This is a genomic window from Paenibacillus sp. Y301 (assembly GCF_059445505.1).
The window spans coordinates 515,737-532,469 of sequence record NZ_JCAIUL010000001.1 but is presented as its reverse complement, the minus strand read 5'-3'; the positions used below and the strand labels follow the sequence as shown (position 1 = coordinate 532,469).

The window sequence follows — 16,733 nt, the reverse complement described above, 5'->3', positions numbered from 1 at the left end:
GCTATTCTATTTCGTTAACAATGCGATACGTATCACGCGCAATAACCAATTCTTCATTGGTTGGAATAACCATCACTTTTACTTTGGAATTATTTGTCGAGATCAATCGTGGTTCACCAGAACGAATAGCATTCAGTGCATCATCAACCTCCACGCCAAGGTAAGTTAAATTCTCGCATACTTTCTCACGAACAACAATAGAGTTCTCACCAATACCAGCTGTAAATACGATCACATCGACACCATTCATAGCTGCAGCATAAGAACCAATATATTTACGCAAACGGTATTCATACATTTCAAATGCCAGTGTGCAATTCGGATCGCCTTCTGCCATACCGTCTGTAATTTCTCTCATGTCACTGCTTATTCCAGATATCGCTAGAAGTCCACTATGCTTATTAAGCATGGAGTTCACTTCATTCACAGTCAAATCTTCCTTATTCATAACAAATGGTACAATCGCAGGATCAAGGTCACCACTGCGTGTTCCCATCATCAAACCTTCTAGAGGTGTCATACCCATTGAAGTATCGATTGATTTACCACCTGCAACGGCAGTTAAACTTCCTCCGTTACCGATATGACAAGTAATAATCTTCAAATCCTCTATAGGCTGACCCAAGAATTCAGCTGCAACCTGACTAACATATTCATGCGATGTTCCGTGCGCACCATAGCGACGAACTTTGTACTTATTGTAAAAAACTTTAGGAATAGCATACAAATATGCCTTCTCAGGCATAGCTTGATGGAAAGCAGTATCGAATGCAACAACTTGAGGGATACCTGGCATATTAATTTCTGCTGCATTAATCCCCATCATTGCTGCTGGATTGTGAAGTGGTGCTAGGTCGAACAAACGACGAATCTCCGATTTCGCAGGGCCATCAACAAGGGCAGATGCTTTAAAGGATTCGCCTCCATGAACCACGCGATGACCAACAGCTTGAATCTCATCGATGGACTTAATTACGCCATGTTCTGGATCGGTTAACATAGATAATACTTTACGAATAGCCGTATTATGTTCCAAAATCTCTTTAACTTCCGTTATTTCCTGACCTCCAGTAGGTTTATGAGTCAGAATGGAGGAATCCATTCCAATTCGTTCTACAAGACCTTTAGCCAGTACAGATTCGTTTGTCATATCATACAATTGATATTTCAAAGAAGAACTTCCTGAGTTAATTACTAATACTTTCATACCCGGTCACCATCCTTGTCATACTTGAAGAATCCTTCGCCTGTTTTAACACCTAGATGCCCTGCACGAACCATCTTCTTAAGGATGGTGGAAGGACGATATTTCAATTCACCAAATTCACGGAACATTCTTTCAAGAGCTGCAAGTACAGAATCAAGTCCGAAACGGTCTGCCATTTCTAAAGGACCATTCTGGAATTGATATCCAATACGCATCGCATCATCGATATCTTCAGCAGAAGCAACGCCTTCTTGAAGGGTATGAAGTGCTTCGTTAATTAGCAAACAGATTAATCGTGACGTTACGAATCCAGGAGATTCATAAATCATGATACCCTTTTTATCCACCACTTCTTCTACAAATTTCTTCGTTTCCAAGAATGTGATATCTGAGGTTTTCAATCCACGGATGATTTCAACTAGATCTACTTTTCCAACCGGGTGAATGAAATGCATTCCAATGACACGTTCAGGATATATCGTAGAACTTGCAAGTTCCGTTAAACTTAGTGTTGATGTGTTACTGGCAAGAATTATATTATTAGGACATACTTGATCCAATTGAGCGAATACTTGTTTTTTTGCTTCAATATCTTCAGAAATAGTCTCAATGACCATATCACAGGTACCTAGCTCAGCGAAATGAACCACTTTCTCGATTCTGCTAAGAATAAGCTTCTTCTCCGCTTGTGTGATCCCCCATTTTTCAAGCTGTTTGTCGAGATTCAATTCAATCATATTATAAGAATAATCTAATTTTTCTTCAGATTTCTCAACTAATAATACATCAATGCCCTTTGCAGCAAGCATTTCAGCGATTCCTTGTCCCATCGTGCCACCGCCGATGACACCAATTTTCTTAAATAACATACGGTATGCCAACTCCCTTTCTGTGTCTGATAATCAATATTGTACCCTTCATTAGAAAAATACATTATTCTCACTCCAACATATAATAATATCTTAGCACGGAACAAAAGTAAAAAAAAATAACCAGCATCATAATTTATGCTGGTAAAAGTGAAGTTTCACGAAATAGACATCGAAATTGCTCGCCGGAAAGATTTTCCTCTAAAAGTAAGATATTTAGGGATTGATCAAAGATATTGCGATGCTGTTCCAGTGTACTTTTTGTACGTTCCATAAGCTGTTCTAAAATGGCATTATTCTCCTTCATTAACTCAGCTTTCGTTACCATTTCCATACTTATAATGCCTAAAGATGTGAGTCCAGACTTCATCATTGTTTGTACAATATTTAGGGCCTGCTCAAAGTCATTACTAGATCCTGTGCTTCGACCTCCATAGTACATTTCTTCCGAAGCAGCTCCACCAAGGGCAATCATAATTTGCTCTTCTAAAAATGTCTTGGTATAGAGGTATTGTTCTTCTTGTGGATTATGACGAACATATCCAAGAGCTTGACCACGTGGACTAAGTGCCACTTGACTAACGCTTCCTGGACGAACGATTTCAGCCATGATCGCATGTCCTAATTCATGAATAGCGACTCTCTTTTTCTCTTCCTGAGTCGACTCTCGATCCGTTTTCTCACCCATCATAACTTTATCAATAGCCATCGACATATGACGTTGTTCGATCTCAACTTTACTCTCTCTCATCATATAAATCGCAGCTTCATTCATAACACTCTCAAGTTGAGCACCAGAGAATCCATAAGATTCTTCAGCAATTTTATCCATACTAGCTTCTGCATGTATAGGCTTGTTCTTTGCATGAATTTCCAATATATGTTTACGCCCTTTCTTATCCGGCAGGTCCACTTGTATATGCCGATCGAATCGACCTGGACGAAGAAGAGCACTATCCAACATTTCCTTACGATTGGTAGCTGCGATAAGAAGTATTCTTGGAGTGTCGGAATTATATATGCCATCCATTTCTGTTAATAATTGATTAAGTGTCTGGTCATACTCGCGCTGTTGTCCACCCTCACGCTTACCTCCTATAACATCGATCTCATCAATAAATATTACGGCACTGGTCTTATTCTCCTTGGTTGCACGATTACGTGCATCACGGAATAAATCACGAATTCTTCCAGCACCCACACCAACATACATTTCGACAAACTCACTTCCTGCTGCTGCAACAAACACGGAGTCTGTATAATGACTAGCCGCTTTTGCAAGCAAGGTCTTACCTGTTCCCGGAGGTCCCGTAAGTAGAATTCCCTTCAGAGGACGAATCCCAAATTTCTGAATTTCTTCATGTCTAATAAGAAAGTTGAGGGCTTCCATCAATTCCTCTTTGGGATGTTCCTGACCTCCAATTTCATTAAAAGTGAGCTTATCTGGTCCTTTTTTCTTACGCTTACGATCACCTGCAGCACCTACAGCAAGTCCACCCTTAACATTAGACAACAATAGAACTCCTGCCACAATTCCTACTGCGAGTAGTATTGGAATAATATTCACTCCGATAAATACAAGAAAAACAAGAAGTACGGGTACGAAACCTATCACTATTTCTTTCAACAATTTAGGCATTACTCCACACCCCCAGAACTGCTGGATCACGAGGTAAAATGATGAATTTACTTGCTTCTCCCTCAGTTAAATTAATATATACATTCGTATCATCCATTTCAGTTGTCACTTTCACGGGCGAACTTTTTTCCATTTCCTTCAATTTATCTACAATCTCTGTATAACGTTTATTCTCCATCGCCTCTGCCACTGGGAACATAGCCTGATCCCAGAAATCATCGATGGTTTCCGTCGAGTGATCAACAACATCCAATTGAAGTGACCGTTTACCAACGATAGATTTGCCTTCAGTCATTAATTCATGAACTAATCCTGGTAACCGAGTTCCTGGTTTAATATCTAGTTTCACTACGACCTCATCGCGGGTAATATCTAATTGAGCATTATTCACTCCGTCATAATCTGTCACTATTTTTTGTAGAGGACTCTGAAGAGTAACTTGTTTATGAACAAACCATCCGCCAAACAAAAGCGAACTTGCGATAACAACTGTCAATGCAATTGGCATTACTCTTAACTTCATATAACAGCCTCCTTCAATATCCATTGATGTCTAATTACTTATGATTTAATTGAATTGATATACAATTACGTATACCACTAGTACACAAATTAGTATATCACATTGAATATACTATTTCGTCGAAAAATTATGGATATATTTAAAATTCTATGTGAATATTCAAAAAAAACTGACGAAAGAATCATTCTTTATAGAATAATTTCGTCAGCTTTTATTTGGTGAATCGTCATTTTTATCGATTGGGTAATGTATATTGTTCTCCTAATTGTGTTCCATCACTGAATCTATAGAATCGATAGTAGTAATGATCTTTCTCTTTGTAAAAGAGTTGCCACACAGGGGTCCCATGAAACAACCCGAGCTGTAAACGAATCTCATCAATGTTTGGAAGATCACTCTGAATAATAGCAGTAATCTGTCTTTCAGATAATCCATCCTTTATAAATTCGCTATGCACAGACCCAGATGTTTCGTCTACGTTGTACTCATCTGTGAATGGAACCCACACGATAAGAGCTTGATCATCCTTATTTTTACCTTCGATGACCCAGACTACATTATCCCACACCGATTTGTCCGTTTTTGTGACTTTCACTAATTCGGTTTGTTTCTTTGCTGCTGTAATAGCGATGTCTTCCTGGCTCCATTGGTCCTTCATAACATATATGTAATAACGATAGAGTCCAAACAATACAACCACACAGATTGCAATTCCTAGTAAAATCCATCTCTTCTTGTTCTTCTTCAACCTGAACTTCCTTTCATCAGGAATAGCCTATCATCTTAGCGGTTTAATAAGCCTTCAAAAGATGACTGAGCTTCACGATGAATCCGCTCTTCATCCATAGTAAGACAAGCCCCATTCTTTACAACTTGTTTGCCGTTAACCCACACATGCTCTACATCTTTACTACTTGCAGAGTAAATGGAATGTGAGATGAAGTCTGTATGTGGTAGGAAATGAGCCTGATCGGTATTTAATGCGATAAAGTCTGCTTTCATACCTGGTGCCAATCTACCTATGTTTTCTAGAAATAGAGATTTGGCTCCATAACTAGTACCCATTCGAAGTGCTTCAGCAGCAGGAATTGCTGTTGGATCTCCTGAAATACCTTTGTGAATAAGCGCTGCTAGACGCATTTCTTCAAACATATCTAAATTGTTATTGCTCGCTGGACCATCTGTTCCTAAGGATACAGTTACGCCTGCCTTCAATAGATCTGTGACCCGTGCAATACCACTTGCTAACTTCAAGTTGCTTCCTGGGTTATGTGACACGCCCACTTGATGGGCAGCTAATATGTCAATTTCTTCATCTGTCAAATGTACACCATGAGCGACAAGAGATGGACGTGTGAACATGCCGAGTTTCTCTAAATGTTGAACAGGTCTAAGACCATAATCAGTCACATTCTGTGCCACTTCACTCAGCGTCTCAGACATGTGTGTATGCATCGGAAGATCTAGATCATGCGCTGCCTGTACAAACTTCTCAAAAAAGGATGGAGGACATGTGTAAGGCGCGTGCGGGGACATCATCGTAGTAATACGTCCTTCTGCTTGACCGTTCCAATCTTTTGCAAAGGCAATCGCTTCTTGAAGTTTATGTTGTTGCATTTCTTCTGAACAGAACCCAATAACACCTCTTGTTAGTACCGCACGAATACCCGATTCTTGCACTACTTTAGCGACTTGATCCATATGATCATACATGTCTAGAAAAGTAGTTGTTCCACCTTTTAACATTTCCAATACAGAGAGCGATGATCCCCAATAAACATCTTTTGAGGTAAACTTCTCCTCCATTGGCCACATTTTTTCCTGCAACCACACTTGGAGAGCTAAATCATCACCATAACCTCTTAGTAATGACATCGCCGCATGCCCGTGTGTATTCACAAGTCCAGGTAAAAATAGAAGATGCGTACCATCAACGACGGGGATATGATCAGAATCAGCTGGTTTGTCCTCGCCAATATACGTTATAAGGTCATCTTCAATAAGCATATAGCCCTTTACAACGGATTGTTCATTATTCAGAACAGCAAACGTACCATTCTTAATGATCCATTTCTGTGTTTGATTGTTCACTGTCATGTGATTCTTCCTTTCCATTATCCAAATAATAAGCAAGACTAAGCATATCCGTTGTGAAATCAGCTGCATGAATACGAACATCCGCTGGAGCTTTCAACACAACAGGTGCAAAATTCAAAATCGCCTTAATCCCAGCTTCTATTAACTTATCTGCAACATGCTGTGCTTCTGTTTCTGGAACCGTAATAATACCTATTCTTATATTTTGTTGCTTAATGGTATCCACTAGATCCTCCATAGGTTGGACCTTTAACGTATTAATAACGGAACCTACCTTGGGAGCATACGAATCAAAAACAGCGATAATCTTTAAATTTTCCTTTAGATAAGCATTGTAATTGGATAAAGCATGACCAAGATTACCTGCACCTATTAGAACCACATTGATTTGTTGATCGAGATTCAGGATATGACCAATCTTCTCAATCAAATAGGCCACGTCATATCCTATACCTTTACGTCCGAAGTCTCCAAAATAAGCGAGATCTTTACGAATTTGTGCAGGATTCAAATCGAGTTTTTGACCTAACTCCTGTGAAGAGACAGTGGCTACTTCACGTCTCTGAAGATCTGAAAGATAACGCAGATATACAGGTAATCTGCGTACAACAGCTTCTGAAATTTTTTCAGATTTCATTCTTGCTCCCCCTAATTATTAACTCTTTAGGATCCTTCTTCAAGAAGGATCCCTTTCACTTAACCACTCTGAAATCCGTGGAACCATTTGATTGGTCGGCATATGCTCCATCTTAGGACCAGGTAATGAATACAGGAAATGTTTGCCGTAATATGATTCGATTACTCGCGTATCATATACGATTACAATCCCCCTATCATTCGCAGTACGCACTAACCGACCAAATCCTTGTTTGAACCGAATGACCGCTTGCGGAACCGACAGTTTCATGAATGGATTTTTCTTTTGTTGCTTAAGAAGTTCACTCTTTGCTTCAACCAAAGGATGGTTCGGTGGCTGAAATGGTAGTCGAACAATGGCCAAACAAGTCAGTGCTTCACCGGGAATATCGACACCTTCCCAGAAGCTACTTGTTCCTAACAGTACCGATGCACTACTGTCTTGAAAACGACGAATCAACTTGCTTCGACTTCCAGTATCAACACCTTGGCCGAGTATCGTTATATCACTTGAGGACAGTTCATTACGTAATGGTTCATAAACTTGACGAAGCATGCGATAGGATGTGAATAACACTAACATACGTCCATGCGTAGCTATAGCTGTGTCAGCTAACGACTTCACCAGCGTCTCTACAAAAAGAGCATCTCCTACACTTCCCTTAACACTTGGAAAGTCACGTGGAATCACGAGCAATGCCTGATCACGATATCGAAAAGGCGAAGGTAGCTGAACTGTTACAAGTCGACCTTGATCTGATGCTTCTTGTAAGCCTAGATTTTCAATCATATACTGAAAGGATTTCTCGATAGATAACGTTGCTGAAGTTAGAATAATACTCTTCTTTTTATCGAAGAACACTTCCTTCAACTGCTTGCTTACATCGACAGGCACGGCATACAATTGTAGAGATTTGCTACGAAAATGTCCATTAGCCTCCATCCAGTAAACATTGCCTAAATCGTTAAGCGCCATGAACATGTGAAGATCTTCGCGTTCACTCGATAAATCCTTAATCAGACCGCTTATGTCCGTTATCAGACTATCTGAGTTGAAATCGTCTAGTTCTTTAATGTCGTTCAACATTCTCTCCGATTTACGAATGACCTCTCCAAGCGTTACGTATATTTGATTCTCAATTGCAGACAAGAGTTCCCAATCCTTTGGTTTCTTTGTAGGTTGCAATCGAAGCACGAATTGTCCAGTCTCACCAGGTGCTGCATCACTTCGCTCGGGAAGAAGAGCAAACAACATATCATTCAGTCGGTCCCAGTGCTCCTTCACTTCAATTAATTCGCCACTCAATATATCGATTGAAGTTATCCAATCCGAAGCCTTTTCATCATGTGAAGAACGAAGTTGTTGAATTAACGCTGGAAATTGTCCATTACGATTATCTTTATACAGTCTTGTAAGTGTATGGACGACGGTGAAATATTTCATATGAAGACCTAAATGCTTACCTGCCACGTCTTCTAAATGATGTGCTTCATCAATAACTAAGTGCTCATAAGCAGGTAATAATTGATGTCCAGCTTTAACATCCGTAAATAACTTAGAGTGGTTCGTAATAACCACATCAGCAATTCCCGCTTCATGCTTAGCACGATGATAATAACATTTACGGAACCAAGGGCAGGCACGGCCAAGACATGAATCAGAGTCACTAGAGACGGTTTCCCAGAAATCTCCGCCACGCCCTCCAAGATTCAGTTCTTCATCATCACCGTTCTCCGTCTGTGCTAACCATACAATCATCTGTGCGGCTAAGATTACATCTTCTTTAGGATTAGCGAAGTCTCTCTTGTTTATTTTATGTTCAAATTTTCTCAAACACAAATAATGCTGTCTCCCTTTGAAAATAGCCGCTTTAAATGGAAAGGGAACGACCTGAGTCAGTAATGGAATATCTCGTTCCCTTAATTGTTCCTGAAGGTTAATGGTGTGTGTACTTACCATGACTTTCTGCTCATTTTTCACACTCTGATAAATGGCAGGAATTAAGTATCCTAACGATTTCCCAGTGCCCGTCCCTGCTTCAATTAGAAGATGCTTATCATTCGCAAGTGCATTCATCACTTCACCAAACATCATGCTCTGTGATTCACGCGGCTCATATTGTGGCATAATTTCTCGAAGCCGTTCTTCAATATTCTCAAGGAATCGCGGGAAATCCATGGATTTCAGAGGATTATCATCTGCATCATTACGCGGTGTTGAGATATCGATCCAATCTTCTACGGCTAGAGCCAATTGTCGGTAAAAGGTATGACTCTCAAGGTCCTGTGCGGGTTCACTTTCCTTCTCACGACATAGACCATCGAAATACCAAGCTAAATCACTATCCTCATCACCAAATAACTCACTCAACCTTTGAAGTGTAATCAATGGTAAACTAATCAATTCATCCAGACATTTCAATAATACATGCGCTGTTGCTAATGCATCACTGTCGGCCTGATGGGGTCGATCGTGCTGAATACCAAATTGTGTAGATACCAGACCTAATTGGTAAGTGGTTAACGATGGGAAACAGATTTTCAGGAAATCTATCGTGTCCAGTATACGACCGTTGTATGGTAAATAACCACATCGATCAAGTGCATTTTGCAAAAAATTAAAATCAAACGAAACATTATGCCCGACTAATACCACATCATCAAGCATGGGAACTAACTCCATCATCATCTCTTCTAAAGAAGGAGCGTTCTCAACATCACTATTGGTTATACCTGTTAAATTAGAAATAAATGGCGGGATTGGAATCCCTGGATTAACATAAGACCCGTAAACACGGGATATCGATTGATCTTCTTCGATTATGGCAAGTCCAACTTGAATAATTTCATCGGCGGACTGGTTGCCTGTTGTTTCAAAGTCCAGTACGGCAAATTTCATGTTTAAATATTCCCTTCAATCCAGTCTCTCTAACAGCATAACAGAAGATCAGAATTTATTCATCAAGTAGACCCAGCTAAGCCATCATTTTTAAAGGACGGAAGAAAAGGCGATACTCCGTCGCTTTCGCAAGTACGGGCATCGCCTTAATTTGAGTCAATACTAAATTAATGAAATGAGCTGACTTCCATACTGGAGTTGACCGCGATTTTGATTGCAAACTTGCAGATTAATAAGTGGATCAGGTAAGCTCGGATCATTTTGTAAGGCTAATGTGAAATATTCCTGGGCTTTCCCCGTATCCGCAAGTTTAGCTTGAATACAGCCTAATGCATTGTAGATCATAGCTTTCAACTTCTTATGCTCCGCCAGTGGAAGAATCCATTGGAAATGTTCTAAAGCTTCTGTCGTTTCCTCCAAATGAAGGTGAGCCATCGCAATATACATCCGAGCAAGTAAACTGTCTGGATAATCGTAGACGATCTGAGAAAATTGCTGTATAGATTGACGATACATCAGTAACTTATAATAACCCTGTCCTCTAACAAAAGAATCCATTCCCATCTCAGGGGTGTCCCCTAAAGGAAATACAGGTGGAAGCACCGTATGTTCTCGGAACGTACTCATTTTGTCTTCAAAGGCTAACCACTCCTCAATTATCCCATCGCTCATGGCCTTAAGCATATTCCATCTTTGAATCAATAGCTGCTTTTGGGACTCTTGCGCGGTTGGGTAATGCTTGACAATTTCCCCTAACATGTGGTTCATTTCAGCGAATACATGTTGAAACATGGCCTGCATCCCACCCTTAACCATAATGAAATCAGTGCGTCTTCCTGCTTTCATTTTTTGTTGAAGTGGTCCTTTTCATGCGCCATCCCATACATTACATAATATGTTGAGAACTCTTACCTAATTATTAGCGAATCGTTGCATGTACTTCTTTATCCATTAACTCAATCGGTTGATTCTTCTCATCTACAAATACTACCGTAGGTTTGTGAGAAGCAAGTTCCTCTTGAGAAATCATCGCATATGAAATAATAATAACTGAATCTCCAGGTTGAACTAATCGAGCTGCTGCGCCGTTAAGACAAATAACGCCAGTTCCACGTGGACCAGGAATCACATACGTTTCTAGACGAGCTCCGTTGTTATTATTTACAATCTGTACTTTCTCATTCTCAAATAAATCTGCTGACTCCATTAAATCTTCATCTATGGTAATACTACCTACATAATTTAAATTAGCTTCCGTGACCGTTGCACGGTGGATCTTGGACTTCATGATATGTCTATACAAGAGATAATACCTCCTTTGGAGTGAATAACATATTGTCTATAAGTCGCGTCTTTCCAAACTTCACAGCCACAGCCATGATAATTTGCCCTGTGATATCAGTCAGCAGAATATCTTCGTTCACACGATTTAATTCTGGAAAGGTTAGCACCTCAACATAATCAATAACAGCCATCGGTGAAGCACCAATTAAATTCACGAGCTTCTCACGAACCACAGAGGTCTTAACAGCCATTTCATCATTCAATGCATCCATAACAACATGTAAAGAGCGAGAGAGCACCAAAGCCTGTTTACGTTCTTCTGAGCTTAGATAAACATTTCTTGAACTGAGTGCCAATCCATCTGCTTCACGAACGATAGGACAAGGAACAATGTCAATATTCATATTTAAATCATGAACCATCTGTTGAAGTACAGCGACTTGTTGTGCATCTTTTAAACCGAAGTAGGCTTGATCCGGTTGTACAATGTGAAACAACTTACTCACAACGGTAGTCACACCATCGAAGTGCCCTGGACGAGATGCTCCGCACAATAACTGTGTTACTTCACTCACTCTAATGGTTGTCTTGGTCGGCGTGGGATACATTTCTTCCACAGTGGGAATAAATACGATATCCACTCCTTTACTTTCAGCTAAGGTTACATCTTTCTCTTCATTACGAGGATAAGTCTCATAATCTTCACCAGGTCCAAATTGAATGGGATTCACAAAAATACTTAGAACAACCAAGTTGTTTACATCACGAGCACGACTTATTAAGCTAGCATGACCTTCATGAAGAAAACCCATGGTAGGAACTAATCCAACCGTGCCATTCCAATTACTTTGTGCTCTAAATTGGTTCAACTCTTGACGGAGTTCTGTTATATTTCGAATGGTCTTCATCATTTCTCCACCTTTGCGGCACTGTTCCCATAAAGAGACTCCAGCACGTGATCCTCAGCTATAAACACATGTTCTTCGGACGGAAAAGAGCGTTCTCTCACATCTTTCACATAGTTGACTAACCCTTCACGGATGACGGATCCTATATCGCCATATGTTTTGACAAAACGTTTATTTATATAAGGAGATGCATATTGAAAAACATCATGGAATACAAGCACTTGTCCATCACAGTATCGCCCTGCACCAATACCGATGGTCGGAATGGATAATTCTTTGGAGATAGCTTCAGCAACCTGTTCCGTTACCAATTCAAGAACAATCCCAAATGCACCCGCAGCTTCTAATGCTTTGGCTTCATTCATCAATCTTTGAGCATCTACAGGATCTTTCCCTTGAATTCGATATCCACCAATCTGGTTCACAGATTGTGGGGTTAAACCAATATGCCCAAGCACAGGAACACCCGATTTAACGACAGCTTCTACGGTAGCACAAATTTCGATGCCACCTTCCATCTTGACGGCTTGTGCATAACCTTCTTGCATCAGTCTTCTGACACCTCGTAACGTCTCATCCAGACTTCCGTGATACGTCATAAAAGGCATGTCTGCTACGATAAACGTATGCTCAGCCCCTCTTGCTACCGCTCGTGTGTGATAGACTATGTCGTCCAATGTCACAGGTATTGTACTGTTATACCCTAGGACCACATTACCTAGCGAGTCTCCAACAAGAATGAGATCTACTTCCGCTTCTTCAGTTAATTTCGCAGAAGGATAATCGTATGCCGTAACCATGGTTAAAGGCGTACCTTCTACTTTCATTTTTTTCATTTTCACAATGTTTAATGCGGATTTCCTTGGCATATAAATGTGCCCCTTTCTCTTCTTAAAAACGGCCTGTTGTGTTAGAAAACCCTTTGGTATTTAACACAACAAAAAAACCTTTTAGCATGTGCACTAAAAAGGTCCGATAGTCAAAAAAGAGTCACTTTCGATCGTCCCTTCTGTCTCGGTCCTTTCGGCTCAGAGCAGAATCCAACGTCACCCACTACATATTATTCATGTAACAGATGTAGTTCTATTCAATCTAATCTTCTAGCTTAAGTGCAGTTCGATTCGTGATCGGTACCGCCTCAAAACCAGTATAACAAATAAGGTATCAACTTTCACTATTTAAGTTTGACATCTCCAGAGACTACGGGGACGATGTTCCCCATCCCTATATCTACAAGTAGTGCTCCACTCGGATCTAATCCCATAGCAACACCTTCTCTTAGCCCATGTACCGTATTAATAATAACCTCTTGGTTGATTGTCACGGACAGTGCTTCCCATAAAGATGCAATTGGAACGAAGCCTTCCTCATCATATAACTTGTACAACATTTCAAATTCTTCTAGAACAGCAGCAATCAACATCGTACGATCCACTGAAGCTCCATTTGCAATTTTTAACGATGTTGCTGTATCTCTTAATTCTTCCGGATAATCTTCCGAATCTACATTCACACTAATTCCTATTCCAACAATACAATACCGAACAACTTTGTCTTCTATGATAGATTCCAGCAAAATACCACTGATCTTACGATGGTTCAGCAAAATATCATTGGGCCATTTAATGCCAACTTGTAGCGTTGTCGTCTTCCTAATAGCTCTACAAACAGCAACACCCGTAAGAAGCGTGAGCTGAGAAGTATATTCTATCGCCTGCTGTGGTCGAAGAATTAGGCTCATCCAAATCCCTTTACCACTTGGAGAGAACCACTTTCGGCCCATTCTTCCCTTACCACCTGTTTGTTCTTCAGCAATAATAAGCGTACCCTCAGGTGCATCTAATTCAGCTCTTTGTCGAGCTTCTTCTTGTGTAGATCCAGTACTCATTATGATTTCTAGATTCGAACCCATTACCTTCGTGTTCAGTGCATTTGTCAAAGTTACCTTATCAAGGAAATCTGGTTTCGCAAGAATACGGTATCCTTTATTCGAAACTGCTTCAAATTCATATCCAAGAATTCGGAGCTTATTAATTTGCTTCCACACGGCTGTGCGGCTAATCGATAATCTGCGACTCATTTCTTCACCAGATATGAAATCATTGGAATTCTCAAGTAAAATACTCAATAAGGTTTCTTCAGCCACGTTTGTTGTTCACCCGCTTTATTTCCTCTATTAAAGAATCTTTATCATTCTGTATAGAACCCGCTGCTACCGTTAGTAATAATTGTTGTAAAAGCTCTCCGAGCCAAGGGCCTGCAGGAAGATGGCTAACCTGTATTACTTCTCTACCTGTTATGCCCAATTCTTTAAGGTGATGTACTTTCATCTGCTCTTTCCATGTAGCGAAGAGGTTCAACCACTCTACAGGTATGATTCTTTGTTGCTCTGGAAGAACGCCTTGAAGTTGAAGCCAGTTCTTAGCTGTAGACTTACCATAACGAAGAACTAAACGAATCCAAGATATTCGTAATTCTTCACCGATTGTTCCAATGTTCTGATTGTCAGCAAGAAGTTTCACTTGTTCATCCAATTGAAGCACATTACAAATTTCATCCTTCTCTTGATTGCTGAACGTCCATTTACGCAAGACTTCCCCTGCTTCAATCGATGTAAAGCCACCGGCATAGAGAAGTAATGCCCACTTCACACCGGATGGTTCAAGTGATAATGCATGAAGACCCATAACGATATCACGATTAAATCGCTGACTTAATACAGGAACTTTGGCGTATTCCAACAGACGACTACGACGAAGGAGTTCGAGCCCTCTAAGAGGATTCTTCCCACTCATCATTTTCTCCATCTCAACCCGTATACGTTCCATCGCAACATATTCAAGCTTACTACGATGAGATAATAATCCTCTCCAAGTTTCCTTAGCGATGGAGTATTCGAATACGGACGCGAATCGTACACAACGAACCATACGTAACGCATCCTCGTCAAATCGTTCAAGAGGTTCACCTACGCATCGAATGATGCGCTTCTTCATATCTTCTTGACCCCCGAAAGGATCAATATATGACCCATCCACAGCTCTCGCTATGGCGTTCATCGTGAAATCACGCCGCTTAAGATCCTCCGATAGTTCTTTCACAAAAGTAACTTCGTCGGGTCGGCGATGATTCTCATATGTACTTTCTGTTCGATAGGTTGTAACTTCAAAAGCATACCCTTGTAACATAACCGTTATTGTCCCATGCTGCATTCCTGTGGGAATGGTATGAGCGAATAAAGCGATCACTTCTTCTGGGAGAGCTGAGGTTGTCATATCCATATCATGAACAGGACGGCCAATCAATTCATCTCGAACACAACCTCCAACCCAATAGGCTTCAAATCCATGTTCCAACAGAACCCTTAGAAGGTGTTCACTCTGCTCCGCCATACCCACTTCTGCATGATCCCACTTTATCACTTATAACGCCCCCACAATTTTGACAACCAACCATACATAATCATCTATTTCACGACTTACTTATTACCTGAACACCTTATTCATCTCATCTGCAAAAGGAACTTCTTGCCCTAATACACGGTAATAAATCTCTTCATATTGTCTCGTAATCAATTCATCGCAGAAACTTTCACGTGCACGTTTTAAAGACGCCTTTATAAATCTTTCAGACAATGCTGGATCTGTTAATAGCTGAATCGTATAATCTGCCATTTGATCCGTGTCACCTATAGGAGCTAAGAACCCTGTTTCGCCATGAATAACAAGTTCAGGGATTCCACCCGCTTCAGACCCTACTGTTGGTACACCACAAGCCATTGCTTCTAATGCTACCAGTCCAAAGCTTTCTTTGGCTGATGGGAGAAGTAGGACATCTGCTAAGGATATGACATGTGCAATTTCGTCTTGCTTACCTAGAAAATGAACCTTATCACCGAGTCCTAGTTCATTAATTTTACATTGAATTTTGGGCAGATCTGGTCCTTCTCCGACAAATAGCAATTTGGAAGGAACTACTTTATTTACCTTATCAAAAATGTCCACCACATCTGATACCCGTTTAACGGGACGGAAGTTCGATATATGCATAAGGATTTTCTCATCTGGATTTGCAAAATCTTCACGTAATGAAGTCGTATCGCGAGGATAGTACACTCGTTTATCCACAAAATTATATGTCAAATCAATGTCACGGCTAATATCCAAGACATCTCTAGTCTCCTTAATAAGATCGTTCGATACGGCAGTTACAGCATCACTCTCATTAATAGCTAATCGAATAAGATCCTTAAGCGATTCATCCTGTGCTAATACCGTGATATCCGTTCCATGGAGCGTTGTTACAACTTTCAATCGTTCCCCTACCATTTGTTTTGCAAGAAATGCACATACGGCATGTGGTACTGCGTAATGTACATGGAGAATATCAAGTTGCTGCATCTTAGCCACTTGTGCCATCTTAGTTGCTAAAGATAAATCATAAGGAGGATAACGAAATACATAATAGTCGCTAACTTCCACTTCATGATAATATATATTTTTCTGAAAAGTCGTACCTAGTCGGAATGGAATACTGTGAGAAATAAAATGCACCTGATGGCCCTTCTCAGCTAATATTTTACCGAGTTCTGTCGCAACTACCCCTGATCCACCAAGAGATGGATAGCAGGTTATTCCAATTTTTAATGGTTTAAACATAACGACCGCCCCC

The 16,733-nt window shown here is 40.4% G+C and carries 15 protein-coding genes; all 15 read right to left on the bottom strand.

Annotated elements, in window-relative coordinates:
- Window position 1 precedes the first annotated feature (1 nt).
- The 15 genes from AC1D69_RS02645 to bshA all read right to left on the bottom strand — a co-directional run bounded on the left by AC1D69_RS02645 (window position 2) and on the right by bshA (window position 16,720).
- Window positions 2-1,207, bottom strand: coding sequence for an acetate/propionate family kinase (locus AC1D69_RS02645; RefSeq protein ID WP_495454588.1), 1,206 nt, complete (start codon window positions 1,205-1,207; stop codon window positions 2-4).
- Window positions 1,204-2,076 (bottom strand): 3-hydroxyacyl-CoA dehydrogenase family protein, encoded by an 873-nt coding sequence (locus tag AC1D69_RS02640; RefSeq protein WP_495454587.1) that lies wholly within the window; start codon window positions 2,074-2,076, stop codon window positions 1,204-1,206. Before AC1D69_RS02640 ends, AC1D69_RS02645 begins: the two co-directional genes overlap by 4 nt.
- 136 nt (window positions 2,077-2,212) lie before the next feature.
- Window positions 2,213-3,715 carry an AAA family ATPase gene (locus AC1D69_RS02635; protein ID WP_495454586.1) on the bottom strand — a complete coding sequence of 501 codons (1,503 nt, stop codon included), beginning with the start codon at window positions 3,713-3,715 and terminating at the stop codon, window positions 2,213-2,215.
- Complete coding sequence (locus AC1D69_RS02630; RefSeq protein WP_495454585.1) at window positions 3,708-4,238, bottom strand: hypothetical protein; 531 nt, start codon at window positions 4,236-4,238, stop codon at window positions 3,708-3,710. Before AC1D69_RS02630 ends, AC1D69_RS02635 begins: the two co-directional genes overlap by 8 nt.
- A gap of 232 nt (window positions 4,239-4,470) precedes the next feature.
- Window positions 4,471-4,986 (bottom strand): cell wall elongation regulator TseB-like domain-containing protein, encoded by a 516-nt coding sequence (locus tag AC1D69_RS02625; protein ID WP_495454584.1) that lies wholly within the window; start codon window positions 4,984-4,986, stop codon window positions 4,471-4,473.
- A 35-nt stretch (window positions 4,987-5,021) separates the two neighbouring features.
- Window positions 5,022-6,335 carry an amidohydrolase gene (locus AC1D69_RS02620; RefSeq protein WP_495454583.1) on the bottom strand — a complete coding sequence of 438 codons (1,314 nt, stop codon included), beginning with the start codon at window positions 6,333-6,335 and terminating at the stop codon, window positions 5,022-5,024.
- Window positions 6,298-6,972: a redox-sensing transcriptional repressor Rex gene (locus tag AC1D69_RS02615; protein ID WP_495454582.1), complete on the bottom strand. Its 675-nt coding sequence runs from the start codon at window positions 6,970-6,972 to the stop codon at window positions 6,298-6,300. The genes AC1D69_RS02620 and AC1D69_RS02615 overlap by 38 nt, the downstream gene beginning before the upstream one ends.
- 39 nt (window positions 6,973-7,011) lie before the next feature.
- Entirely contained in the window at window positions 7,012-9,870 is a 2,859-nt protein-coding gene (dinG, locus tag AC1D69_RS02610) for an ATP-dependent DNA helicase DinG (protein WP_495454581.1), read from the bottom strand.
- Window positions 9,871-10,032: 162 nt separating this feature from the next.
- Window positions 10,033-10,662 (bottom strand): tetratricopeptide repeat protein, encoded by a 630-nt coding sequence (locus tag AC1D69_RS02605; protein ID WP_495454750.1) that lies wholly within the window; start codon window positions 10,660-10,662, stop codon window positions 10,033-10,035.
- Window positions 10,663-10,789: 127 nt separating this feature from the next.
- Window positions 10,790-11,173, bottom strand: a complete 384-nt coding sequence (gene panD / locus AC1D69_RS02600; protein ID WP_495454580.1) for an aspartate 1-decarboxylase — start codon at window positions 11,171-11,173, stop codon at window positions 10,790-10,792.
- Window positions 11,166-12,062: a pantoate--beta-alanine ligase gene (gene panC / locus AC1D69_RS02595; protein ID WP_495454749.1), complete on the bottom strand. Its 897-nt coding sequence runs from the start codon at window positions 12,060-12,062 to the stop codon at window positions 11,166-11,168. The genes panD and panC overlap by 8 nt, the downstream gene beginning before the upstream one ends.
- On the bottom strand, window positions 12,062-12,931 hold the full coding sequence (gene panB, locus AC1D69_RS02590) for a 3-methyl-2-oxobutanoate hydroxymethyltransferase (protein ID WP_495454579.1): 870 nt from the start codon (window positions 12,929-12,931) through the stop codon (window positions 12,062-12,064). The genes panC and panB overlap by 1 nt, the downstream gene beginning before the upstream one ends.
- A gap of 305 nt (window positions 12,932-13,236) precedes the next feature.
- Window positions 13,237-14,208: a biotin--[acetyl-CoA-carboxylase] ligase gene (locus AC1D69_RS02585; RefSeq protein WP_495454578.1), complete on the bottom strand. Its 972-nt coding sequence runs from the start codon at window positions 14,206-14,208 to the stop codon at window positions 13,237-13,239.
- Window positions 14,201-15,484: a CCA tRNA nucleotidyltransferase gene (locus AC1D69_RS02580; protein ID WP_495454577.1), complete on the bottom strand. Its 1,284-nt coding sequence runs from the start codon at window positions 15,482-15,484 to the stop codon at window positions 14,201-14,203. Before AC1D69_RS02580 ends, AC1D69_RS02585 begins: the two co-directional genes overlap by 8 nt.
- A 63-nt stretch (window positions 15,485-15,547) precedes the next feature.
- Window positions 15,548-16,720: an N-acetyl-alpha-D-glucosaminyl L-malate synthase BshA gene (bshA, locus tag AC1D69_RS02575; RefSeq protein ID WP_495454576.1), complete on the bottom strand. Its 1,173-nt coding sequence runs from the start codon at window positions 16,718-16,720 to the stop codon at window positions 15,548-15,550.
- Window positions 16,721-16,733: the final 13 nt, after the last annotated feature.